Raw genomic sequence first — 23,984 nt, forward strand, 5'->3', positions numbered from 1 at the left:
GAGGATGGAATCCGCATCGCGGCTTCCGTCATAGCGCCCCAAGGACTGCACGCGATCTGCTCTTGATTGATCTGACGCTCAATTAAGCGCCCTTCACCATCACGCCATTGCCAATGAATCGTACAGAGCTAGCTGAATTCTCCTACAGAACTCAACCAGCCCTGCGCCCTGCTTCTACAAGTTCTTGTACCTGTTCATATCAAGCACCCCGGCCTCTTTCGGCTGGGTCTCTCTGATGTAGGCAGTCAGGTCGTGGAAGTAATCCCAGAAGTGCGGATTGGTGCGGCGTATTCCCCACTGTTTAACCACGTTTTTCTCGAACTCTTGCTGGGTCTTCACATGTTCCAGAGCGCTGACAAACACCGGTACATCGCTCGCCTTAACGTTGAAAATGAAGTTCGGATAACTGCTCAACACACCCGGATAAACGGTCAGCGTGTCCAAGCCTTTCTGATAGCGCAGCTCTTCGCCCAGCATGAAGGCGACGTTGCTGTGCCTACGGTTGCGCAGCAGGCTGTAAATCACCCGCTGGCCGTCGGCCTGTTCGACACGAATCATGCTCGCCTCGGGCAATTGATCAATTACCTTCAGCGCTGCTGCAGGCTTGTTGGTCAGACGCGACAAGGCTTGTTCTGCCCGCTGCATTTCAGCTGAAGCATCCGGCCGCGAGCAGTGTGCACCGTCGCACCGGTTGATCGGGTCAGGGCTGGCGTTGAGGCTGTCATAACGCGTCAGCAATTGGCTCACAAAGTCGGCCTTAGGCTTGCCAGGATCCAGATTTAGCGCGGTCGGGGTATCGGTATCGATGCCTTCATAGTCGAGCCACAACTTGATCTTGCCACTGTTCTGATACCAATCGTGAAGGATCGCTTCACGACTGTCTGCCGGCATCAAACGCAGGAAGTTCTGTTCGGAACCATTGCGGATCAGGTCGAAATACAGGCGGGTTTGCGCTTGATGGGAAACGTTGCCAGACACGTCGAAATTGACCACCAATTGGTAATAGGTCCGCTCAAACAACGGATAATCCATCCACCACAGCGTTTGCGGTACCTCACCAATCAAGCCTTTGCGCACCGATGCGCTGTTGTGCTGGCGGAATATACTCAGCAGGGCATTATCGTTGCCTGCCCAGATGTGCGACCAACTCGGAGAGGGTGCATCGGCATAGTTGTCCAGTCGCAATTCTTCATATTCATTGCGCTTGGCCAGGTAAGTGCGCCACAGGCCCGCCAAGTCGCCAATATTATCGAACTGCCCCGGCAATGCCAGCAATGGCGACGCCTGTTCGCGGTATTCAGGATCGGTGATGTACAGGTCATGTTTTGGGTCCTGAAAGACGACCCAGAAGTTATCGCGAATCACATCAGTTGCAATCTGCCCGCGACAAACTGGGCCACGGATGAATGTACGCACGAAATACTCAGCGTTATCGAGCATGAACTGGTAACGCGCCTCGGCCGGAAGATCAGCAAAGGTGTCGAATGGGTTGGAGCGGTGCAGTCCACCATATCCAGGCATGTTAGTGACTTTCCAGTCACCGCCGAGAAACTGCTCTTTAACCTGCGCCATCTTCTGCGGATTCAGGCTCAGGGTTATGTGCGTCTTGTGCACGATAACGTCCTGCACCATTGCAAAGCGGTAATACACCTTGGTGCCAGGGTCGTCATTGGGCCGACGGGTCGCGATGATGTCGATCGGCTGACCGCTCGGTGTGCGTGAACGCACCAACTGGAAGAAATGACCGCCCTCGGCACCGTTGAAATACACATGCGCCAGATAGATGTGCTCATACAGCCAGCGCGATACAAGCTGCTCGCGGTCGCCCTCGGCATTCAAGAACGCTTCCCACTGCTCGACCTGCTGCTGCTCGGCTGCGCTGGCCTTTAGAGGTTGTTGATCCACCGGCGCCCCTGCCTCCAACCACGCCTGCAGGGTTTTGTAGTCGGCATCGCTCAAGCCGGTAACGGCGAACGGCATGCCAACGCCGGGAAACTTGGTGGCAAAATCAGCAAACTCGCCCGGAGCCGGGCACTGATTATTACGTTCGATACTGATATCGAGGTTGTCCGGCAGCTTGCTGTTGGCTTGCAGAGGCTTGGTATGCCCGAGTTCGAGCATGCGCGACATGAGCGCGGCTTGACTGCCGTTCTTGTCCAGCACTGAAAAAAAATCGCGCTCACGCCACTCGGCAACGCTGTGAGCGTCATAAAACAGACGACTGGTCGGCTCGGCTTTCTTACGCCCGCCATCATAAACCGGCACCTTGTTGGCCCCGCGTTCGGCCCCTTCGCCGCTGCCCAAATTGAGCTGGCAGGGTGAGTCGTAGCAGGCGTGGCAGGCCACACAGCTGTGGGTGAAAATCGGTTGGATGTCTTCAGAGTAGGAGATCGTCTGCGCCGCCAATAGCGGGCTGATGAACGATAAACAAGCACTAAGCAGTGTGCGAGCCTGCATATTTCTTTTCCTTGAATAGCGGACGCAGCGATTCTAGCGCCTTATAAGGCGCGAGGGCCAATTTGCCAACATGAGCAGAATTCATGCAAAAGTCATTGCGCTGTAAATCGGCGCAACTTTGCTATCATGGCGCCTCTTTTGTTTTGGCTTTTCTCAGGTAGCTCTCGATGTCCTTGTCTGATTCCAACGCCCGCATTAACGCTCTTAAGCTTGCGCTGCAAGAACGCATTCTGGTTCTTGATGGTGGCATGGGCACCATGATCCAGAGCTACAAGCTCGAGGAAGAGGATTATCGCGGTGAGCGTTTTGCCGATTGGGGCCAGGACGTCAAGGGTAACAATGACCTGTTGATCCTCAGCCGCCCGGATGTGATCGGTGCTATCGAGAAAGCGTATCTGGATGCCGGCGCCGACATTCTGGAAACCAACACCTTCAACGCCACCCGCGTATCTCAGGCCGATTACGGCATGGAAGAGCTGGTGTATGAGTTGAACTTCGAAGGGGCGCGTCTGGCCAGGCAGGTAGCCGATGCCAAGACCCTGGAAACGCCGGATCGCCTGCGTTTCGTTGCCGGCGTACTCGGCCCAACCAGTCGCACCTGCTCGATTTCACCGGACGTAAACAATCCCGGCTACCGTAACGTCACCTTCGACGAGTTGGTCGAAAACTACGTGGAAGCCACCCGCGCGCTGATTGAAGGCGGCGCGGACATGATCCTGATCGAAACCATCTTCGACACACTCAACGCCAAGGCGGCTATTTTCGCCGTGCAGGAAGTGTTCGAGCAGATGAGCATTGAGCTGCCGATCATGATCTCCGGCACCATCACCGACGCCTCTGGCCGCACACTTTCGGGCCAGACCACGGAAGCGTTCTGGAACTCGGTGCGCCACGCCAAGCCCATTTCTGTCGGCCTGAACTGCGCACTCGGTGCAAAAGACCTGCGTCCGTACCTCGAGGAGCTTTCCAATAAGGCTGAAACCCACGTTTCGGCGCACCCCAACGCGGGCCTGCCGAACGCTTTCGGTGAATACGATGAAACCCCGGCCGAAATGGCGGCAGTGGTTGAAGAATTCGCTGCGGCGGGTTTCCTGAATATTGTCGGCGGCTGCTGCGGCACCACGCCAGGCCACATTCAGGCAATTGCTGAGGCGGTGAGCAAGTACCCACCGCGTCCGCTGCCGGATATTCCCAAGGCGTGTCGCCTGTCGGGCCTTGAGCCGTTCACCATCGACCGTAACTCGCTGTTTGTTAACGTCGGTGAGCGCACCAACATCACCGGCTCGGCCAAGTTTGCCCGCCTGATCCGTGAAGACAACTACACCGAAGCCCTCGAAGTTGCCCTGCAACAGGTTGAAGCCGGGGCTCAGGTGATTGATATCAACATGGACGAAGGCATGCTCGATTCGAAGAAGGCGATGGTCACCTTCCTCAATCTGATTGCCGGCGAGCCGGATATCTCGCGCGTGCCGATCATGATCGACTCGTCGAAATGGGAAGTTATCGAAGCCGGCCTCAAGTGCATTCAGGGCAAGGGCATCGTTAACTCGATCTCGATGAAAGAAGGCGTTGAGCAGTTCAAGCAGCACGCCAAACTGTGCAAACGCTATGGCGCCGCAGTTGTGGTAATGGCCTTCGACGAAGACGGCCAGGCTGACACGCAGGCGCGCAAGGAAGAAATCTGTAAACGCTCCTACGATATTCTGGTCGATGAAGTCGGCTTCCCGCCGGAAGACATCATCTTCGACCCGAACATCTTCGCCATTGCCACCGGCATCGAAGAGCACAACAACTACGCGGTCGACTTCATCAACGCCTGCGCCTATATCCGCGACAACCTGCCCTACGCACTTACGTCGGGCGGCGTGTCCAACGTGTCGTTCTCCTTCCGTGGCAACAACCCGGTGCGTGAAGCCATTCACTCGGTGTTCCTGTTCTACGCGATCCAGAATGGCCTGACCATGGGTATCGTCAACGCTGGCCAGTTGGAGATTTACGATCAGATCCCAAAAGAGCTGCGCGACGCTGTTGAAGACGTTGTGCTCAACCGCACAGCCAACGGCACCGACGCTCTGCTGGCGCTGGCCGACCAATACAAAGGCGACGGCAGCGTAAAAGAGGCCGAAACCGAAGAGTGGCGAAGCTTTGCTGTGCAACAGCGCCTTGAGCACGCCCTGGTCAAAGGCATTACCGCGTTTATCGTCGAAGACACCGAAGAATTCCGCCAGCAGTGTGCGCGCCCGATCGAAGTGATCGAAGGCCCGCTGATGAGCGGCATGAACATCGTCGGTGATCTGTTCGGTTCCGGCAAAATGTTCCTGCCACAGGTGGTTAAGTCGGCCCGCGTAATGAAGCAGGCCGTTGCGCACCTGATTCCGTTCATCGAAGCGGAAAAAGGCGACAAGCCAGAAGCCAAGGGCAAGATTCTGATGGCCACGGTTAAAGGCGACGTGCACGACATCGGCAAGAACATTGTCGGCGTGGTCCTCGGCTGTAACGGCTACGATATTGTCGATCTGGGCGTGATGGTGCCGGCCGAGAAAATTCTGCAAACCGCGATTGCCGAGAAGTGCGACATTATCGGTTTGTCCGGCCTGATCACGCCGTCGCTCGACGAAATGGTCCACGTTGCCCGTGAAATGCAGCGCCAGGGCTTTACCCTGCCGTTGATGATCGGTGGCGCAACCACCTCCAAAGCGCACACCGCGGTGAAGATCGAGCCAAAGTATCAGAACGACGCCGTGGTTTACGTCACCGACGCCTCGCGCGCCGTGGGTGTGGCCACTCAGCTGTTGTCCAAGGAGCTGAAAGCCGCGTTTGTCCAGAACACCCGCGACGACTACGCCATTGTGCGTGAGCGCACGGCCAACCGCAGCGCGCGCACCGAGCGTTTGAGCTACAGCGAGGCCGTGGCCAAGAAGCCGCAGTTCGACTGGGCCAGCTACCAGCCAACCGTGCCGACCTTCACCGGGGTGAAGGTACTTGAAGACATCGACCTGTCGGTGTTGGCTGAATTCATCGACTGGACGCCGTTCTTCATCTCGTGGGATCTGGCCGGAAAATACCCGCGCATCCTCACCGATGAAGTGGTGGGCGAAGCAGCGACTACGCTGTTTGCCGATGCCCAGGAAATGCTCAAGAAATTGATCGACGAGAAACTCATCAGCGCCCGCGCTGTGCTTGGCTTCTGGCCAGCCAATCAGGTGGCCGATGACGACCTCGAGTTGTATGGCGATGACGGCCAGCCGTTAGCCAAACTGCATCACCTGCGCCAGCAGACCATCAAGCCCGACGGCAAGCCAAACATGTCACTGGCCGACTTTGTCGCGCCAAAAGAATCTGGCGTTAACGACTACATTGGCGGGTTCATTACCACCGCCGGTATCGGCGCCGAAGAAGTGGCCAAGGCTTATCAGGAAGCAGGCGACGACTACAACTCGATCATGGTCAAGGCACTCGCAGACCGCCTCGCCGAGGCCTGCGCCGAGTGGCTGCACCAGCAAGTGCGCACGAACTACTGGGGCTATGACCCGGAAGAGCAGTTGAGCAACGAAGACCTGATCAAAGAAGCCTATAAAGGCATCCGCCCTGCTCCTGGCTATCCGGCGTGCCCGGATCACACCGAGAAAGGCACCCTGTTCGACCTGCTCAACGATAACCAGCAAAGCGGCGTGTTCCTCACCGAACACTATGCGATGTTCCCGGCCGCTTCGGTCAGTGGCTGGTACTTCGCCCACCCACAGGCGCAGTACTTTGCTGTCGGCAAAATCGACAAAGACCAAGTCGACAGCTACACCGCACGCAAGCAGCAGGATCTGGCCGTAACCGAGCGCTGGTTAGCGCCGAACCTTGGTTATGACAACTAAGACCCGCTGAGAAGTGATGCGCTGTCAGCCCGCAATATGGCCGACAGCGCAGGCTACGGCCGCTGTTCTGCAGCGGCCGTTTATCAACTTCAGATTGCAGTGATGCGCCGGGCCTGATATCTGTATATGCAAACAGTACCTGGCAATCTCATGCGCCCCACGCTCGACCCCGAATTCTATTACCTGTCGAACTTCCACCAAGCCCTGAACTGGCTGCAGACGCGCTACGCTGATCTGCTGCACACGGCTGAAAGCGAGTTCATAGACGACTTCTTTGATCAGCCACTGGCCGCACAAGCGCTGCTGGTGCGGATGATCATGCGCAAGGGCGAGCACTTTCGCGCCAGTAAACTTAACTACAACGAAATCGGCGACACGCTCACCGCCGCCCGCCCATTGCTGGCCAAAGGCTGGATCACTGATGCAGCCGAGATGGACATCGACACGCTGAGCAATCTGCTGCGCAAAGATGAAATCTTCCAACACCTCGATACCGGCCCCTGCCGCAAAACAGCCGCAAAAACCGAACTGCTCGAATATCTGCAGGCCAATTACTCGGATTCCAGCCCGTTCAAAAACTGGTGCCCGACACTTGCCGATGCCGTTTTCAGCCTGACCATAAGTGAGATGTGCGACCGCTTCCGGCTGATGTTCTTCGGCAATCTGCATCAGGACTGGACCGAGTTCGTGCTCGCCGATCTGGGCATTTTCCGCTACGAGCCCGTTGAGCTGACCCCTGACTCACGAGCGTTCCGTCAGCGCAGCGATGTCGATGCGTATCTGCACCTGAGCCATTGCCGCAAGCAGTTAGATGCCGGCCTGCCTGTGGCTGAAGTACTGGCGTTGATTGACCAGCATCCGTACGACAATGCCTTTTTGCTGGCCCGCCGCGACAAGCTCAGTTACCGGCTGGCGCAGCAACTGGAACGCGAAAGCGACTGGGCTGGCGCACTGGCTGTGTATCGCCAGTGCCACTACCCGGGTGCGCGGTTGCGCCATATCCGCGTACTTGAGCGCCTGGAACAAAGAGCGGCGGCGCATGAGCTAGCCCTGCTCGCCAGCGCCGCCCCGGAGTCCGCCGCCGAGGCGCAGAACGTCGAGCGCATTCTCACCCGCCTCAACCGCCAACTCGGCCTGCCCAAAGCCTGCAAGCCCACGACTGCGCCGGTCAACCGGATCGACCTGATACTGCCCAAACCTGACTCGGGCAGTGTCGAAACCGCTGTGCTTGAACACTTCAGCAGCGCGGATGCGCCAGTTTTCTATGTGGAGAACGGGCTCATCAGCAGCCTGTTCGGGCTGCTCTGCTGGGAAGCGGTGTTTGCGCCAGTCAGCGGCGCATTCTTTCATCCATTCCACAGCGCACCGGTTGATCTGCACAGCCCGGACTTCTATACACGGCGCCAGGCGCTGTTTGATGAGTCCATTGGCCTGCTGGACTCCGATGCTTACATCGAGAAAATTCAGCGCACCTTCGCCGATAAGCTCAACACCCAGTCGCCTTTCGTGTTCTGGGGGCTTCTCGATCAAGCACTGCTCACAAACGCTCTGCTGTGCCTGCCGACCGAACACCTTCGCGCGTGGTTCAGGCGCATGCTGCAAGACATTAAAGCCAATCGCGCCGGCATGCCTGATCTCATTCAGTTCTGGCCCAAGGAACGCCGTTACCGAATGATCGAAGTCAAAGGGCCGGGTGATCGCTTGCAGGACAACCAAATCCGCTGGCTGAGCTTTTGCAGTGAGCATGGCATGCCGGTGGATGTCTGTTATGTGCAATGGGCCGCTGCGTGACGTATCAGGTCGCCGTGCGCGCGCTGTGCGAGTTCACCGCCAAAGAAGGTGATCTAGACCTGCGTTTCACGCCCTCGCCCACCGCGCAGGAAGGCATGACCGGCCACGCCATCGTCGTTGCCCGCCGTGGGGCTTATTATCAGGCGGAATTGCCGCTGAGCGGCGAGTATCCCGGCCTGCGCGTGCGCGGCCGCGCTGATGGCTATGACCCGGAAGAACATCGCCTCGAAGAGATCAAGACGCACCGCGGCGACATCAGTCGCATACCGGAAAATCATCGCCTGCTGCACTGGGCGCAAGCCAAGGTTTATGCCTGGCTGTTGTGTCAGGAGCGCGGCTTCGAGTCGATCAATATCGCGGTGGTGTATTACAACGTGCTCACCCAGCACGAAACCGCGTTTCACCTGCATTGCAGCCGTGAGGAACTGCGCGACTTCTTTCAGTTGCAGTGCCGGCGCTTTATTGTCTGGGCCGAATACGAGGCGGCGCACCGCATTGAGCGCGACAAGGCCTTGCAGGAGCTGAAATTCCCGCATGCACAATTTCGCGCAGGCCAGCGCCAGCTTGCCGAGTCCGTGTATCGCGCCGCACGCGACGGCCACGCGCTCATGGCGCAAGCCACCACCGGCATCGGTAAAACCCTGGGCACGCTGTTCCCGCAGCTCAAGGCATTCGCCGAGAAAAATATCGACCGGCTGTTCTTTCTCACTGCGAAAACTCCGGGCCGCCGCCTGGCCCTTGATGCGCTGGAAACATTGCGCAGCCAACAGACCGACATGCCCTTGCGTGTGCTTGAGCATGTCGCCCGCGACAAGGCCTGCGAACATCCGGATAAATCCTGCCACGGTGAGTCCTGCCCGCTGGCCAAAGGCTTTTACGATCGCCTGCCTGCTGCGCGCAAGGCCGCTCTGGATGGGCAATGGCTCAATCAGCAGCGCGTGCGGGATGTGGCGCGAGCGCACCAGATATGCCCCTATTTCCTGAGCCAGGAGTTATGCCGCTGGGCGGACGTGGTGGTCGGAGACTACAACTATTACTTCGACATGGGCGGCCTGCTGCATCACCTGACGCTGCTCAATGAATGGCGGGTAACGCTGCTGATTGACGAGGCGCACAACCTGATTGAGCGCGCACGCGGCATGTACACCGCCGAGCTGGATCAGGGCCACTTCAACCTGCTGCGCCGTTCAGCGCCGCCGTCCTTAAAAGGCCCGTTGGCGCGGGTGGCGCGGCACTGGCAGCAACTGCATGATGATCAGGAGCAGGCCTATCAGGTGTATCCGCTGGCACCTGACTTATTCTTGATGGCTCTGCAAAAAGCCGTCAGTTCACTCACCGATCACCTCACCGCCAACCCCACCGGCAACGACGGCCAACTGCTCGAGTTCTACCTTGATGCGATGTTGTTCTGCCGCCTGGCCGAAGCATTCGGGCCGCACTCGCTGTTCGACATCAGCCGCGACGAAAGCAAGGGCGTATCGACCCTGTGCATTCGCAACATCGTCCCGGCGCCTTTCCTGGCGCCACGTTTTTCAGCCGCGCACAGCAGCACCCTGTTCTCGGCCACACTCAGCCCGGCCAATTACTATGCAGACCTGCTTGGTTTGCCCGCTGAAACACCTTGGATAGACGTTGAATCGCCGTTTCTTGCCGAGCAATTGCAGGTTCAGGCCATCAGTAACCTCAGCACCCGCTTCGCACACCGCCCCAGTTCATTGGCACCGATTGCCCAGCTGATCGCGACCCAGTTCAATCAGCGCCCCGGCAATTACATGGCGTTTTTCAGCAGCTACGACTACCTGCAACATGCCGTGCGCGCACTCAAGGCGGAGCACCCGGACATCCCCGTGTGGCAACAGTCGCGCAAGATGGACGAATTCGAACGACAAGGATTTCTCGACCGCTTCACCCACAGCAGTCAGGGCATTGGCTTTGCCGTATTGGGCGGCGCATTTGGCGAAGGGATTGATTTGCCAGGCGACCGGTTGATCGGGGCATTCATTGCCACACTTGGCCAACCGCAGATCAACCCGATCAATGAGCAGATTCGTGACCGCATGGAAACCATGTTCGGCCGGGGATTTGACTACACCTACCTGTACCCCGGTATGCAAAAGGTCGTGCAGGCCGCTGGCAGGGTGATTCGGACCCAACAAGACACCGGCGTGGTGTACTTGATCGATGACCGTTTCAATCAACCGGCCATTCGCAAACTGTTACCGACCTGGTGGCAGGTGCAACGTCATCGTCTGCCACCCAAGCCTCCCCCGCTGCTGCTGTTGCCTGTTACACCGCTATCTGCGGATGACTAGCACGGGCACTTAGCCCGCAACAGGCTGCAAGTCAGCCAGATACGGTTTGGCCAGCTCCAGGCCGCCAGCACCGTTGTGACGTAAACACGCCAAGACCTTGATCCACGGTACATCGGTAATACGCAACTCAGACGTCGGCATAACCCGCACCGCACCGGCCGAACAACCCGCCGGCCCGCCGTCCGGAATGAACACCGAAGACCAGTATTCGTCAGACTCCAGCACCAGACAAAACTGCCAGCCGTCCCCCTCAACCAGCAGTGCAACCTGCGCCGCGCCCGCATCTTCAATGCCGGCGAAACGCACCAACGTGTCCTGGATCAGCCGGTAGCCAGGGATTTTTTCCAGCAAGTGATCTTCAATCGATTGCAGCCAGTTTTTGGCCATGTCGGTTCTGGCCAGCAACCCTGCCAGAAAACAGATCAATACCAGCACCAAACACGCTGCAAGGGTGAACAGGGTGATACCGGCAACCGCGTGCTGCTCGAATACCGGCAGTAGCTTGTGAATCGGCCCCTGCAATAAATGAATGGCTTTCTCGATCAATAAGCCGATTAACAGCAGCGGCAGAATAAACAGCAAACCACCCAATGCTGTGGTCTTGATGAACTTCAGCATGACTTCCCCTTAGTCGCGTAAACGCTTCATTTGCGGGAAGATTAGACCAATCGCAGACTGCATGTAGGTTGGATTTTCGTAGAAATTGCTTGGGCAAAGGCGAGACTACTTGGGCGCGGCGGCGGACGTATGCAATCACCGGATAAAATTGTTCAGCCCACTCGGCTCAGGCGCTAATCGTGCTTCCAGTAAGTTTTAAACGTACCCTGATTAGCTAGACTACAACGCTATAACCTTGGCTCAGGATATTCAAATGGCAGCTTTTCGCGGTTTACTCGTGCTGATTTTCGTGTCCATTTTCGGCTACGCCGCAGTAGTCACGCAGAAACACGGTTCAGACTTTATGCCGATATTTTTCGGCGACATGGCAGCGCTGACCTGGCCCGGCCAGTTCAACTTCGATTTCATGTGCCTGCTGATCCTTTCCGCCCTTTGGGTGGCCTGGCGCAATAAGTTCTCGCCTGTGGGCCTGATGCTGGGGCTTTGCACATTTTTTGGCGGCGGATTGTTTTTATCCGCTTACCTTCTGACTATCAGTCTGCGCTGTAACGGCGACATGCGCGCCATGCTGCTGGGTAAACATCTGCACGCCAATTGAACCCGTTGCGGATTCAACTCAACCGCGCTTCGCATCGATCCAGCGTATAACTTGCTCGTTGAATTGCGCGGGCAACTTGCGCGATACCCGCCGCGACAGATCAAGCAGGGTTTGCTGGGCCAATGCATCTTCCATGCGCTTCTGCGCAGTGAGCATCACTGCATGGATCGAGCACGTCCCTTCTAACGCCCAGTCTGGCGTGTTGCCATCGAACACCGCGCAACGGCCTCTGACTTCGCGGCATTCAAAGATCGACTTAGCGCCGTCCACCGCCCTCACCACATCCAGCACGGTTATTTCATCTGCTGGTCGAGCCAGGCTGAATCCACCGCGCACCCCTTCTGTCGCCACGACCAGATTGGCTTTAGCGAGTTTGGTGAACACTTTGGCCAATAACTCCTGCGGCACGCCTTGCAGCTCGGCAAGCGTGCGCACGCTGGAGTCATGCGTATCGCCTTTGTCATCCACCAGAAATAACAGGCAATGCAACCCGTACTCAACACCTGCGCTGTATAAAGCCACGTTAATCTCCGACTATTTCAATCGTACTATTATCAATCCACAACCTTATATCTGCAACAAAACCGCATAAAAACTGACGAAATAGCCAGAAAAATCCTCATACCGCTCATCTGCAAAATATTTACATGAAATAACTACGACCGATATAGTCGTAGTTATTGGCAGCACAGCACGCGTTGGCCTATCAGCATTACCACCCATATGCATCGGGTTTATTACTTGGCGACAGCCCAATTTTTTCTGCAAAAGGAACATGACATGCAACAGACAATTCTCGTGGTCGGCACTGGTTTTTCCGGAATGTGGAGCGCGCTGAGCGCCGCTCGACTGCTGGATATTCACGGCAAGACAAACATTGATGTCGTGGTGCTTTCGCCCCAGCCAGAATTGCGAATCCGCCCGCGTTTCTACGAGCCGCAGGTGCACACGATGATGGCGCCGCTGGATGAATTGTTTTCTGCGGTCGGGGTCAAGTTCATCAAAGGCGTGGCGCAACAGATAGACCGCGACGCCAGGCAAGTGAACTATGTCGATGAAGCCGGCGAGGTTAAGTCACAAGCTTATGACCGGCTGATTCTGGCGACCGGCAGCAAGGTCGCGCGCCCCAACTTGCCCGGTATCGAACACGCCTTTGATGTCGACGAAATCGAGCATGCCAGCGCTCTGCAAGCGCACATCAAATCACTGGCCGAGCGCCCCGCTACACCGGCGCGCAATACTGTGGTAATCGCAGGCGGCGGATTCACCGGCATCGAAACGGCGGCCGAATTGCCGGCCATGCTGCGTGAGGCGCTCGGCAACGACACACCAGTGAATGTGGTGGTGGTTGATCGTGGCAACGAGATTGGCGGCGCAATGGGCGATGGGCCACGTCATCTGATCGCCGAAGCTTCTGCCGAGCTTGGTGTTGAGTGGCGCTTGAACAACAGTGTCGCAGCGATTGATGAAGACGGTGTCACCCTCACGGATGGCCAGCGCATAGAAGCCAATACGGTGGTCTGGACTGCCGGCGTTAAAGCCAGCTCGCTCACCGCGCAAATTCCGGCTGAGCAAGACCGTAACGGCCGCCTGCATGTTGAGCGGGACTTGCAAGTGATTGGCCACAACGAAATCTTTGCGACGGGCGATGTGGCGTACGCGCCGGTCGATGAGGCCGGTAATTACGCGCTGATGACCTGCCAACATGCTATTTCGCTGGGCCGTCATGCTGGCAACAATGCCGCAGCAAGCCTGCTCGGCATCGCCTCGGTAACGTATAGCCAGCCCAAGTACGTCACCTGCCTCGACCTTGGCGCGTGGGGCGCGGTTTACACCGAAGGCTGGGAGCGTGAAGTGAAGCTGGTAAAGGATGAGGCAAAAAGCCTGAAGAAAACCATCAACAGCGAGTGGATCTATCCGCCTGTTGCCAACCGTGCTGAAGCGCTGGCTGCCGCCGACCCGCTCATCCCGGTTGTGGCTTAAGCCGCCACCAGGCTAATCAGGGTGATTTCCGCCGGAGCGCCCAAGCGTTTCGGCGGCCCCCAATAACCTGTGCCGCGACTGGTATACACCCATAAATTGCCGAGCTTGTTGAGGCCGGCGGTAAAGGGTTGTTGCAGCGGCACAAACCAGTTCCAAGGTAAGAACTGGCCGCCATGGGTATGACCGGAGAGCTGCAAGTCGAAGCCAGCCTTCTGTGCGGCAACGGCCGAGCGCGGTTGATGGGCCAGCAAGACTTTCGGCAAATGCACAGGCGCACCAATCAGTGCAGCGTGCGGGTCACTGCGATGATGCTCGCCGAAGTGATGCCCTGAATAGTCGCTGACACCCGCCAACAACAGCCGCGAATTGTCGTGTTGGATGACACAGTGCTGATTGTGCAGAACGTTCACACCCAAACGGCGCAGCTCAGCAATCCAGGCATCCGCACCGGAATAATATTCGTGGTTGCCGGTCACAAAATAACTGCCATAGACCGAGCGCAAATCCCTGAGTCCTTCGGTATGTTCGGCCAACTCGGTTACAGAGCCATCGACCAGATCGCCGGTAATCGCCACGACATGCGCATCGAGGGAGTTGACGCGGTCGATGATGCGCTGCAAAAACTCGCGCTTGATGGTTGGGCCAACGTGAATATCACTGATCTGCGCGATGCGAAAACCGACCAACGCGGGCGGCAGATTGCTGATTGGTATCTGCACATGAACCGTGCGCGGTGTGCGCCGCGCATTGTAATAACCCACCAGCGTGAGCAGCAGACTTACCCCAACCACCAACACGGCGGTGGTGTGAAATAGCCATAGGTAAGTATCAACACCCACAAACCACCACAGACTCAGCAACAGCGCATCGCGCAGCAGCGTCAGAATCAGCATGGACGAGAAGCACCCCATCGCCAGCAGCCCGGCCCAGGCCAAAACCGAAGCGGTGCGTTTGGAGAGTTTGCCGGCCAGAAATGGCACCAGCAAAGACAATGGAATCAGCAAGGTTGAGAGCGCAAGCAGCACAATCAGCGCTGCATTGCAGGCAAGGCTCAATTGCAAACCCGGAATCAATCGCCAGCCCATATACGCATGTAGCAGGCCGACAATGCTGAAGACCACAACAACGCTGATAACTGGAGGACGTTTACGCGAAACCGGCGCAGCCTTGGCTGCTCGTGACACTTCGCCGGGTGACTCTGTTGTTGTGGTCATTGATTTACCTTGAAACGACGCAACTCAACATTGGGTCCTGGACTGCGCGATAGCCAAGCACTGTTTACCGGGCGGGAATGATTAGCTCGCGCAGGCCACTGGCATGTTCAACGATTTCACCGGGCAGCTGTAGCCGCCGCGCATCGAGATAGCGATAGTCGCGCAGCGCCTCCAACCGCTGACTCATATCAATATCCACCGTCAGCCGACACTCATCACGCCCCGCTTCGCAGAGCATAGTGCCGAACGGGCTGACGCAGGAACTGCCCCCGGCAAATACCAGCCCGCCAGCGCCCGTGCCAACTCGATTGACCATCACCGCGAATGCCTGGTTCTCCTGCGCGCGGGCCATGATTGCAGTGCGGTGCACCGGCCCATAAGGGTCCATATTGCCATCGCAGACAATCAACAAATCTGCGCCAAGCTGGCCGAGCGCGCGGGCGGACTCGGGAAATTCAATGTCGTAGCAGATCAACAGGCCAATCCTCACGCCCTGCCATTCGCAGGTTGCGAAGCGATCACCCGGACTGAAAACACCCACGTCCGTCGCCCACATATGGGTTTTGCGATAACGCAACGCCACGCCTTCAGGCGTCATCAGCACGACGGTGTTGTAGAAACGCCCGGCGTCGGCCTCAGCCAGGCCAATCACCACGGCGACCCCGCGCTCGCGAACGGCCTGTTGCACGGCGCTCATTGCCGGACCGTCGAGCGGCTCGGAAACGGTCCCGACACTGCTAGCAGAAGGAAAACCCATCAGATAGGTTTCCGGGAAGACGATGAGTTGGGTGTCGGCGCTGCATGTGGCGATCACCTCAAGAGCACGCTGCAGATTGACTGCGGTGTCGCCGTCTCGGCCCGCGAGTTGCGCAAGTTCGACCTTCATTCCATTACCTTCAAAGCCTGTTGATGTGAGTCGTTCCTTGCAGCATGGCGCATCTGCAGGGCAAATCACCAGCCAGCTGTGCAACGAATCGCGCGCAAAATTTCAGGCCTGTGCTGTTGCCCTAGCGTCGACCCTGCTCCCAAGCCGCTGCCAGACCACTCAGACAAATCACCACAATCCCGATCAAGGTGCTGAGGTCTGGCGTGTGTGCAAACACCACGAAACCGAGCAAACCGGCGAAAACGATCTGACAGTAGCCGAACGGCGCCAGCAAAGCCGGTGGCGCGCTGCGAAACGCCTGTGTCAGGAACAGATGCGCCGTCATCCCGCAGGTGCCCAAGGCCAGCATCAACAAGCCGTGGGTCAGGCTGGGAACCTGCCAGAAGAACGGCACGATCGAACTCACCAGCAAGGTATTGAACAGGCCAGCAAAGAAGTTGCTGGTGGTCGGGGAATCGTATTTGCTGAGGATGCGCGTGAGGATCTGGTAGCAACTGAAACACATCGCCGAACAGAACGGCAGCAGGATGGCTGGCTTAAACAGCTCGCCGCCCGGGTGCACGATAATCAGCACCCCGACAAAACCGACCAAAACCGCGATCCACTGCCGCCGACTGACTGACTCACCCAGCAGCGGCACCGACAGTGCAGTCACCAGCAGCGGTGCCAGAAAGTTAACGGCGGTGGCTTCAGCCAGGGGAATAAACAGCAGGCTGCTGGTAAAGAAAAAGCTGGTGCCCAACAAGCAACCCGCACGCAACGCCTGCAAGCCGGGGCGATTACTGCGTAATACACGCAAACCAGACTGGGGCAGGAAGATTCCGGCCATCAACAGGGTGTGCACCACATAGCGCGCCCAAACCACCATCACCACCGGATAAAAGCCGGAAAGATATTTCGATAACGCGTCGTGGCTGGCGAACAAAAATGTGGCCAGCAGGATCAGTAAAATCCCTTTAAACGGTTGGCTTGGATTAGAAAGCGCGGCCCTGCTGGCAGTCATTAACGTCTCGATAAAAGTCGCAGAAGCAAATCTGCTAGGGAGGCAATAAATAGTCTGCTAACTATAGGATAGCCGCCATGCCCGACCAATACCCTCTGGCGAATTTATTGCGCAAAAATGAATAGCCGTACATCAGTCCCGATCAGGCGCGCCCAGTGGGAACAACTGCCTGAACGGTCGCGCCTCATCAACCGCACGGGCAAATGATGGCCGAGCCAGCAGCCGCGAACGATAGGCGCGCAATACGGGGTACTTCGCGGCGGTCGGATAGGTCCAGTCGGCATAAAATAGCGACGGTGCAGCGGCGCAATCGGCCAGGGTAAAGTCATCACCCGCCGCCCACTGCCTGCCTTGCAGTGCCCCTTCCAACCACGCGTAAGCCAGCTCCAGCTTGTCCACCGCAGCCGCCATGCCCTCCTTGCGCTTTTGCGCATCGCCGCTCAGCGCCCCGTCGACCGCCAGTTGCATCTGGCTCATGACATGCAAGTCGAAGAACCGGTCGAGAAAGCGTACATCCAGTGCCGCCAGAGGCTCTTGCGGAATCAACTGCACCGGTCCCGGGTGGGCAATTTGCAGGTATTCGATGATGATGCTGGTCTCGCTGACGCTACGCTGGCCATCAAGCAACACCGGGAATTTGCGCAGCGTCCACAACCGCAGCCATTCGGCAGTGAACTCCGGTTTATCGGGGCCTACACAGCGGAACTCGAACCCAATGTTGTTCTCATACAGCGCGATCAAGGCTTTTTGCGTGTAGGACGAAAAGGGATGACCAAACAGAACCAGTGACATACACCACCGCCCATTATTGAGAAGACTAAATCCAGCAATTAAGGCTTTCACTCGCGTCAAAGACCCAGCGTCGTGATCACCTTTCCCATGAGGCTAATTGAGTCTAGCCTGCGCCGTTTAGCCGACAAGCTCGCCTGATTAACCTCAAGGTTTAACTGCAGGTCGCATTGGCCGATTACTCTGACGCCCGCATGGTGTTTAATAGCGTTACAGGCGCGCAGGCCAATTCAGATCAGCCCGGGCCTCGCCATACAAAGCAATAAAACGAGAACACAAATGAGTATTGAAGTTACCGAAGTGTCCATTGCCGAACTTCGTGCAGCCCTCGAATCCGGTAAAACCACCGCTGTCGAACTGGTACAGGCCTACCTTAATCGCATCGATGCCTACGACACGCCAGACACCGCCACCGCACTGAATGCCGTCGTGGTGCGTAACCCGGATGCGCTGAGCGAGGCGCAAGCCTCCGATGCCCGTCGCGCCCGAGGCGAGACCCTCGGCCCGCTTGACGGAATCCCCTACACCGCCAAAGACAGCTATCTGGTCAAAGGCCTCACTGCTGCTTCCGGCAGCCCGGCGTTTGCTGATCTGGTGGCTCACCGCGATGCATTCACCGTTGAACGCCTGCGCGGCGCGGGTGCGATTTGCCTGGGTAAAACCAACATGCCGCCGATGGCCAATGGCGGTATGCAGCGCGGCGTGTATGGCCGTGCCGAAAGCCCGTACAACGCCGACTACCTGACTGCGCCCTTCGCATCCGGCTCATCCAACGGCGCCGGCACCGCCACGGCGGCAAGCTTCGCTGCGTTTGGCCTGGCAGAAGAGACCTGGTCGAGTGGACGCGGCCCTGCTTCCAACAACGGCTTGTGCGCTTACACCCCGTCACGCGGGGTTATCTCAGTGCGTGGCAACTGGCCGCTAACACCGACCATGGATGTCGTCGTGCCTTACGCACGGACCATGGCCGATTTGCTCGAAGTGCTCGACATCGTCGTAGCCGATGATCCGGATACCCGCGGCGACCTGTGGCGCATGCAGCCGTGGGTGCCGATTCCTAAAGCCAGTGAAGTTCGCCCCGAGTCCTATCTTAAACTTGCAGCGGGCAGCGAAGTCCTTGCCGGCAAGCGCTTTGGCGTGCCGCGCATGTTCATCAACGCCGATCCCGAAGCCGGCACCAGCGAAGCGCCGGGCATTGGCGGCCCTACCGGCCAGCGCATCAACACCCGCGACACGGTTATCGAGCTTTGGCAGCAAGCGCGTAAAGCCCTCGAGGCCGCGGGCGCCGAAGTGATTGAGGTGGACTTTCCGCTCGTATCCAACTGCGAAGGGGATCGACCCGGCGCACCTACCGTGGTCACGCGCGGACTGGTCTCAAAGGAATTTTTGCACCACGAATTATGGGACTTGTCGGGCTGGGCGTTTGATGACTTCCTGCAAGCCAACGGCGACCCAAAACTCAATCGCCTGGCTGACGTCGACGGGCCAAAGATTTTCCCGCACGATCCCGGCACCCTGCCCAACCGTGAAGGCGATCTGGCCGCGGGCATGGATGAATACGTCAACATGGCCAAGCGCGGCCTGACGCCATGGGATCAGATCCCGACTCTGCCCGACGGCTTGCGCGGGCTGGAAGAAATTCGCCGCGTCGATCTCGAGCAGTGGATGGACACCCAAAAGCTCGACGCTGTGTTGTTCCCGACCGTAGCCGATGTTGGCCCGGCCGATGCCGATGTTAATCCGCAGTCCGCTGATATCGCCTGGAGCAATGGTGTATGGGTCGCCAATGGCAACCTCGCCATTCGCCATCAAGGCGTGCCAACGGTCACCGTGCCGATGGGCATCATGCAGGACATCGGCATGCCCGTCGGCCTGACATTCGCCGGCCGCGCATACGACGACTCAGCACTGCTGCGCTTTGCCGCGGCTTTCGAGTCCACCGGCAACAAACGCAAAATCCCGCCCCGCACGCCGCCACTGAAGCAGGCATAAGCGTACGCAAAAGGCCCGGCACCGCATCGGTGTCAGGCCTTTTTTATTAGCTGCTCAGTTACGATAGTGGCGTCAATCCGCGTTGTGTAAACGTCCCGATCAGCGCTGCCTATGGCACGTCATATCAACCGTACACAATCCTTTTGGCTGCCAGATACGCTGACTACAGTGGCATTGCACACTGCCAACTTAACCGTAGGAACAGCGCATGCCATTCGCCTCGATAAATCAGCAGGACATCCACTTCACTGATCATGGTGGCGACGGCCTGCCGATCATTCTCAGTCACGGCTTTTTGATGGACGAGCAGATGTTTGCTCATCAGGTTGCCGCCTTGAGCCCCGAGTTTCGTGTGATCACCTGGGATGAGCGCGGCTTCGGCCAGACCCGCTACGATGGAGAACCTTTCACCTATTGGGACTCTGCCCGCGATTGCCTCGCCCTGCTCGACCATCTTGATATTCAACACGCCGTCTTCGGCGGCATGTCGCAAGGTGGCTTCTTATCCCTGCGTGCCGCGCTGCTGGCACCGGAACGGGTGCTGGGTCTGGTGCTGATTGACACTCAGGCAGGGCCGGAGCCGGCCGAGCTGGTTGAAGGCCACAAACAATTGATGCAGGCATGGATCGAGAATGGCCTGAGTGATGAAGTGGCCGACTATATTGCCAATCTGATCATTGCTGACCCCAGCGAAAACGCCAAGTGGATTGCCAAGTGGCAGGCGATGGATTCGCAGCAACTTGTCGGCCCCAGCACTTGTTTGCTGCAACGCGAAGACATCAGCGACCGACTCGCTGAAATCAGCGCGCCCGCATTGGTCATACATGGCAGTGAAGACAGCGCCATTGCTCCGGAACTGGCCCATGCACTGTGCCGTGGGCTAAAGAACAGCGAACCATTGGTACTGGTCGACGGCGCCGCCCATGCCGCCAACCTGAGCCATCCGGAGGCAGTCAATCCGGCAATGCTGGGCTTTTTGCGCAGGTTAGCGGCACGTCGTGATTAACCCTTGCTGTAGCGCCGCGAAACGGAAAGTGGCGGCCCACACCTGCGAAACCGTGAGGCAAATACCGGCCCGACTTGCAGAGGAATCTGCTCTAATAATCGGGCCGCTTCCTTTCAGCCACCACACGCACAGCAGACACCATGAATCGCCGTAAAAAAATTAAGCAATTACTCGAGGCACACGCCAAAAAGGCCAATGCCAAGAAGGCGCCACGTAAAAAGTCTACCTACATCTGTAAGGCTGACCGGCTAAAAATGGCTGCCGAAGCTGCCCAGGCGTTGGACGCTGCGACTCCCGCGACAGCTACCCCCGAGAGCTGAGTTTCCGGCCGATCTACAGGCGGTTGTCGACTTCCACCAAGGCATCGACCATCGCCTGCGCCGCTGGTGTTAACGGGTAACCCGCCCGGCTGACCACGCCATAATGCACATGCAGCCCGGAATCGTTGGCGTCTATGTCAGCGAAATCCAGCAGGCTGATCACACCTTGTGCCTCAAGCTCGCCCAATGCTTCCATGGTCGCGATACCGATAGCGTTTGAACGTGTAACCACACGGCAAACGGTATCGAACTGAGCGCACTCCACACTAACGGAAAACTCTTCAACCCCCTGCAGGCCGGCAAGCAGTTTGCCGATGCGTGCGGGCATGGGCGTAGCGGCCAGCGGGAAGTCGAGTAAGTCGCTGGGTTTGAGCTTCTTGCGCGAAGCCAGTGGATGCTCCCGACGGCAAAAGAACCAGCCTCTGCGGGGCCTCAACAGTTGCACCTGAAACGTTGGATCACTCATGAAATCGCGCGAATCAGCCACCAGAAACTCGATTTGTTGCTCTTTGAGCAATGTCCCCAGATGCTGCCAGTCTGCCTGCTGCAAGCGCAGGCGAATCGCCGGATAGGCATTGATGAACTGCGCCACTGCTTCGGGTACGAGCAACTGCGCCGGATACGGGCCGCTGCCGAAGTGCAGCTCGCCATGCTTGAGCCCGTTGAACTGCTGCAGCTCGTTATGCAGCGCCTGACTCCCCGCCAGCAGACGCCGCGCGTGCGTCAGCACTAACTGGCCTTGCACAGTCAGGCGAAATTCACGGCTGCTGCGTTCAATCAGCGTGCAGCCGAGGTCGCGTTCCAGCGTCTGGATACTTCGACTCAGTGCTGGCTGGCTGAGATTGACAGCCGCCGCTGCCCGGACAAAGTTGCGGTGATCGCTCAGTGCAATCAAGTGGCCCAGCTGACGTAAATCCAATATGCACCCCTCGCATTGCAACCATACATTTAATGCATTTGATTGATATTACAAGGATTGGCATAACTGCAGGCGTATTCATGCCAACTATTCTGGCCAGCCCTGAAACGGCGAAGCCTAAACGCCATGATTACTCACGCAGGCGCCTACACGCAGGCAGCCATGTGCAAAAAACCGGTGCGACCGGATAAAAAACAATAAGAGTAGGTTCAGGAAATCATCATGCGAGTGCCGTTTGTTTTGCCGCTGTTGTGTGTTTCATTGCTGGCCGCCTGTGATCAGCAAGCCCCACGTACTGCCGATGCCGATTCCGATGCGGCCGGTTTCAGTGCCCCCACTAGCGCGACGCTGGCCGTACAGGCCGAGACTGGCAAAAGCTTGCCTGCGGATGACGGGCTCGACTTTGAGGAATCCGCGCGTGGCCTGATCGCCAGAGAAGACTCACTCAGCATTACCGGAGCCGACGGCCATGTCGTGTTCGATCAGGATGGCTATGGTTTTATTCAGGGCGCTGCGCCCGGCAGCGTCAACCCCAGCCTCTGGCGTCAGGCTCAGCTGAATAACCATCACGGTTTATACAAGGTTACCGACGGCGTGTATCAATTACGCGGCTACGACCTCGCCGTGATGAGCCTGATCGAAAGCAAGAACGGCTGGATCGTGGTCGACCCGCTCACCACCGTCGAAACGGCCAACCGTGCGATGGCCTTTGCCCGCAAGAACCTGGGCGACAAACCCGTGGTAGCGGTGATTTTCACTCACAGCCATGTTGATCACTTCGGCGGCGCACTCGCCGTCGCTGATCCAGATGACGTCGCCAGCGGCAAGATTCGGGTGTATGCACCCAAAGGATTCATGGAGGAAGCCACCAGCGAGAACGTGTTGGCAGGCCCGGCGATGGGCCGGCGCGCCATTTACATGTATGGCCGCGATTTGCCGCGCAGTGAGCGTGGCAAGGTCGACAACGGACTGGGCAAGGAACCGGCTATGGGCACGGTGGGCATTCTCCAGCCAACCGACCTGATCGACAGCGAGACTCAGGACGTGGCAATCGACGGGGTCGACTTCGTTTTTCACTACACGCCAGGCGCTGAAGCACCCGCAGAGATGACATTCTATCTGCCGGCGCAAAAAGCCTTTTGCGGGGCGGAAATTCTCAGTCGCACCCAGCACAATCTGTATACCTTGCGCGGCGCCAAAGTGCGTGATGCCAGACGTTGGGCCGACTATATCGACGCCAGCCTCAGCGACAATCAGCAAGCCGAAGTGATGTTTTTCAGTCACCATTGGCCGGTCTGGGGCAAGGCACGCATTGAGGCGTTAATGCGCGAACAGCGCGACACCTACAGCTATATCCACGACCAAACCCTGCGCTTGGCCAATCAGGGTTATGGCCCGCGTGAAATTGCCGAACAACTGACGCTGCCCAAGTCGTTGCAGAGCCACTACTGGAACCGTGGCTACTACGGCACGCTCAAGCACAACGTCAAAGCGGTGTACCAAATGTACTTTGGCTGGTACGACGCCAACCCGGCTAACCTCGATCCACTGCCACGCATTGAGGGCGCTAAACATTACGTTGAGTACATGGGCGGTAGCGCCGCGATTATGGCCAAGGCGCAGGCTTCATTCGACAACGGCGAATACCGCTGGTTGGCCGAAGTGCTCAACCAGTTGGTGTCTGCCGAACCTGACAACGCCGAAGCTAAAGCCCTGTTGGCGCGCAGCTATGACCAACTGGGCTATCGAGCCGAATCAACGGCCTGGCGCAATGCCTACCTCTCGGCCGCATACGAATTGCGCCACGGCGCACCGGAACACGGAATTGATGTTGCAGCGGCCAGTGACTTGCTTGAGCAAACCAGCGGCGCGCAATTTATGCAGATGTTCCAGGTTGCCCTCAACGGCCCCAAAGCCGACGGCGTCGATCTGCGCGTAAACATTACCTTCAGCGACCTGCAGGAAAACTATGTGCTTAACATCGAAAACGCTGTGCTCCAGGCCCGCAAAGCGCCGGCCGATCCTGACGCCAGCGTGACGCTGACCCTGACCCGTCCGCTGCTGGTGAAAATCATCACCAAACAAGCCGGGATCAAGGAACTGCTGACCTCTGATGACATGCACGTTGATGGCAGCGTACTCGACCTTGCGCGCTTCTTTTCACTGATGGACAAACCGGCACCGGCCTTCCCTATCGTCACCGCCAATCAGTAGCGGCTGGTGGCTGAAT

At 57.8% G+C, this 23,984-nt stretch carries 17 protein-coding genes; 9 read left to right on the forward strand and 8 right to left on the reverse strand.

Annotated features, from left to right (window positions below):
- Nucleotides 1–174: 174 nt before the first annotated feature.
- Entirely contained in the window at nt 175–2,457 is a 2,283-nt protein-coding gene (locus FEZ62_RS18970; RefSeq protein WP_172929428.1) for a fatty acid cis/trans isomerase, read from the reverse strand.
- A gap of 167 nt (nt 2,458–2,624) precedes the next feature.
- Here FEZ62_RS18970 and metH point away from each other — a divergent pair, with 167 nt between their 5' ends.
- From metH to FEZ62_RS18985, 3 genes are all read left to right on the forward strand, one after another.
- A complete protein-coding gene (gene metH / locus FEZ62_RS18975) occupies nt 2,625–6,323 on the forward strand; it encodes a methionine synthase (protein WP_172929429.1) in 3,699 nt (1,232 codons plus the stop codon).
- A gap of 126 nt (nt 6,324–6,449) precedes the next feature.
- Entirely contained in the window at nt 6,450–8,114 is a 1,665-nt protein-coding gene (locus FEZ62_RS18980) for a VRR-NUC domain-containing protein (protein WP_242454995.1), read from the forward strand.
- Nucleotides 8,111–10,426, forward strand: a complete 2,316-nt coding sequence (locus FEZ62_RS18985) for an ATP-dependent DNA helicase (protein WP_172929430.1) — start codon at nt 8,111–8,113, stop codon at nt 10,424–10,426. Before FEZ62_RS18980 ends, FEZ62_RS18985 begins: the two co-directional genes overlap by 4 nt.
- Before the next feature lie 9 nt (nt 10,427–10,435).
- Here the strand turns inward: FEZ62_RS18985 and FEZ62_RS18990 are convergent, their stop codons facing one another.
- Nucleotides 10,436–11,044 carry a hypothetical protein gene (locus FEZ62_RS18990; RefSeq protein ID WP_172929431.1) on the reverse strand — a complete coding sequence of 203 codons (609 nt, stop codon included), beginning with the start codon at nt 11,042–11,044 and terminating at the stop codon, nt 10,436–10,438.
- 253 nt (nt 11,045–11,297) lie between these two features.
- Here FEZ62_RS18990 and FEZ62_RS18995 point away from each other — a divergent pair, with 253 nt between their 5' ends.
- Nucleotides 11,298–11,642 carry a hypothetical protein gene (locus tag FEZ62_RS18995; protein ID WP_172929432.1) on the forward strand — a complete coding sequence of 115 codons (345 nt, stop codon included), beginning with the start codon at nt 11,298–11,300 and terminating at the stop codon, nt 11,640–11,642.
- Nucleotides 11,643–11,660: 18 nt separating this feature from the next.
- Here the strand turns inward: FEZ62_RS18995 and FEZ62_RS19000 are convergent, their stop codons facing one another.
- Nucleotides 11,661–12,164: an Rrf2 family transcriptional regulator gene (locus FEZ62_RS19000; RefSeq protein WP_172929433.1), complete on the reverse strand. Its 504-nt coding sequence runs from the start codon at nt 12,162–12,164 to the stop codon at nt 11,661–11,663.
- A gap of 258 nt (nt 12,165–12,422) precedes the next feature.
- Between FEZ62_RS19000 and FEZ62_RS19005 the strand changes: the two genes are divergently transcribed.
- Nucleotides 12,423–13,625, forward strand: a complete 1,203-nt coding sequence (locus FEZ62_RS19005) for an NAD(P)/FAD-dependent oxidoreductase (RefSeq protein ID WP_172929434.1) — start codon at nt 12,423–12,425, stop codon at nt 13,623–13,625.
- Here the strand turns inward: FEZ62_RS19005 and FEZ62_RS19010 are convergent.
- From FEZ62_RS19010 to FEZ62_RS19025, 4 genes are all read right to left on the reverse strand, one after another.
- Nucleotides 13,622–14,839: a metallophosphoesterase gene (locus tag FEZ62_RS19010; protein ID WP_172929435.1), complete on the reverse strand. Its 1,218-nt coding sequence runs from the start codon at nt 14,837–14,839 to the stop codon at nt 13,622–13,624. The genes FEZ62_RS19005 and FEZ62_RS19010 overlap by 4 nt on opposite strands.
- Nucleotides 14,840–14,903: 64 nt before the next feature.
- Nucleotides 14,904–15,725: a carbon-nitrogen hydrolase family protein gene (locus tag FEZ62_RS19015; RefSeq protein WP_172929436.1), complete on the reverse strand. Its 822-nt coding sequence runs from the start codon at nt 15,723–15,725 to the stop codon at nt 14,904–14,906.
- Nucleotides 15,726–15,846: 121 nt separating this feature from the next.
- Nucleotides 15,847–16,728, reverse strand: coding sequence for a DMT family transporter (locus FEZ62_RS19020; RefSeq protein WP_069900227.1), 882 nt, complete (start codon nt 16,726–16,728; stop codon nt 15,847–15,849).
- Nucleotides 16,729–16,860: 132 nt separating this feature from the next.
- Nucleotides 16,861–17,520, reverse strand: coding sequence for a glutathione S-transferase family protein (locus FEZ62_RS19025; RefSeq protein WP_172929437.1), 660 nt, complete (start codon nt 17,518–17,520; stop codon nt 16,861–16,863).
- A 276-nt stretch (nt 17,521–17,796) separates the two neighbouring features.
- Here FEZ62_RS19025 and FEZ62_RS19030 point away from each other — a divergent pair, with 276 nt between their 5' ends.
- The 3 genes from FEZ62_RS19030 to FEZ62_RS19040 all read left to right on the forward strand — a co-directional run bounded on the left by FEZ62_RS19030 (nt 17,797) and on the right by FEZ62_RS19040 (nt 20,835).
- A complete protein-coding gene (locus tag FEZ62_RS19030) occupies nt 17,797–19,509 on the forward strand; it encodes an amidase (protein WP_172929438.1) in 1,713 nt (570 codons plus the stop codon).
- A gap of 208 nt (nt 19,510–19,717) precedes the next feature.
- The gene (locus FEZ62_RS19035) at nt 19,718–20,515 is read left to right on the forward strand and encodes an alpha/beta hydrolase (protein ID WP_172929439.1); all 798 of its coding nucleotides are present in this window, start codon (nt 19,718–19,720) and stop codon (nt 20,513–20,515) included.
- Between the two features lie 140 nt (nt 20,516–20,655).
- Nucleotides 20,656–20,835 (forward strand): DUF2986 domain-containing protein, encoded by a 180-nt coding sequence (locus FEZ62_RS19040; protein WP_069900223.1) that lies wholly within the window; start codon nt 20,656–20,658, stop codon nt 20,833–20,835.
- 13 nt (nt 20,836–20,848) lie between these two features.
- Here FEZ62_RS19040 and FEZ62_RS19045 read toward each other — a convergent pair whose 3' ends face one another.
- Complete coding sequence (locus FEZ62_RS19045; protein ID WP_172929440.1) at nt 20,849–21,754, reverse strand: LysR family transcriptional regulator; 906 nt, start codon at nt 21,752–21,754, stop codon at nt 20,849–20,851.
- 222 nt (nt 21,755–21,976) lie between these two features.
- Here FEZ62_RS19045 and FEZ62_RS19050 point away from each other — a divergent pair, with 222 nt between their 5' ends.
- Nucleotides 21,977–23,968: an alkyl sulfatase dimerization domain-containing protein gene (locus FEZ62_RS19050; RefSeq protein ID WP_172929441.1), complete on the forward strand. Its 1,992-nt coding sequence runs from the start codon at nt 21,977–21,979 to the stop codon at nt 23,966–23,968.
- Nucleotides 23,969–23,984 lie beyond the last annotated feature (16 nt).

The organism is Pseudomonas sp. MS19 (assembly GCF_013277615.1).
In the GTDB taxonomy this organism is placed as follows: Bacteria; Pseudomonadota; Gammaproteobacteria; order Pseudomonadales; family Pseudomonadaceae; genus Aquipseudomonas; species Aquipseudomonas marincola.

What these genes read in the sequence shown, in the direction of transcription:
- FEZ62_RS18970 (WP_172929428.1), bottom strand. Translation starts at nt 2,457, where the DNA reads ATGCAGGCTCGCACACTGCTTAGTGCTTGTTTATCGTTCATCAGCCCG.
- metH (WP_172929429.1), top strand. Translation starts at nt 2,625, where the DNA reads ATGTCCTTGTCTGATTCCAACGCCCGCATTAACGCTCTTAAGCTTGCG.
- FEZ62_RS18980 (WP_242454995.1), top strand. Translation starts at nt 6,450, where the DNA reads ATGCAAACAGTACCTGGCAATCTCATGCGCCCCACGCTCGACCCCGAA.
- FEZ62_RS18990 (WP_172929431.1), bottom strand. Translation starts at nt 11,044, where the DNA reads ATGCTGAAGTTCATCAAGACCACAGCATTGGGTGGTTTGCTGTTTATT.
- FEZ62_RS18995 (WP_172929432.1), top strand. Translation starts at nt 11,298, where the DNA reads ATGGCAGCTTTTCGCGGTTTACTCGTGCTGATTTTCGTGTCCATTTTC.
- FEZ62_RS19005 (WP_172929434.1), top strand. Translation starts at nt 12,423, where the DNA reads ATGCAACAGACAATTCTCGTGGTCGGCACTGGTTTTTCCGGAATGTGG.
- FEZ62_RS19010 (WP_172929435.1), bottom strand. Translation starts at nt 14,839, where the DNA reads ATGACCACAACAACAGAGTCACCCGGCGAAGTGTCACGAGCAGCCAAG.
- FEZ62_RS19015 (WP_172929436.1), bottom strand. Translation starts at nt 15,725, where the DNA reads ATGAAGGTCGAACTTGCGCAACTCGCGGGCCGAGACGGCGACACCGCA.
- FEZ62_RS19020 (WP_069900227.1), bottom strand. Translation starts at nt 16,728, where the DNA reads ATGACTGCCAGCAGGGCCGCGCTTTCTAATCCAAGCCAACCGTTTAAA.
- FEZ62_RS19025 (WP_172929437.1), bottom strand. Translation starts at nt 17,520, where the DNA reads ATGTCACTGGTTCTGTTTGGTCATCCCTTTTCGTCCTACACGCAAAAA.
- FEZ62_RS19030 (WP_172929438.1), top strand. Translation starts at nt 17,797, where the DNA reads ATGAGTATTGAAGTTACCGAAGTGTCCATTGCCGAACTTCGTGCAGCC.
- FEZ62_RS19035 (WP_172929439.1), top strand. Translation starts at nt 19,718, where the DNA reads ATGCCATTCGCCTCGATAAATCAGCAGGACATCCACTTCACTGATCAT.
- FEZ62_RS19040 (WP_069900223.1), top strand. Translation starts at nt 20,656, where the DNA reads ATGAATCGCCGTAAAAAAATTAAGCAATTACTCGAGGCACACGCCAAA.
- FEZ62_RS19050 (WP_172929441.1), top strand. Translation starts at nt 21,977, where the DNA reads ATGCGAGTGCCGTTTGTTTTGCCGCTGTTGTGTGTTTCATTGCTGGCC.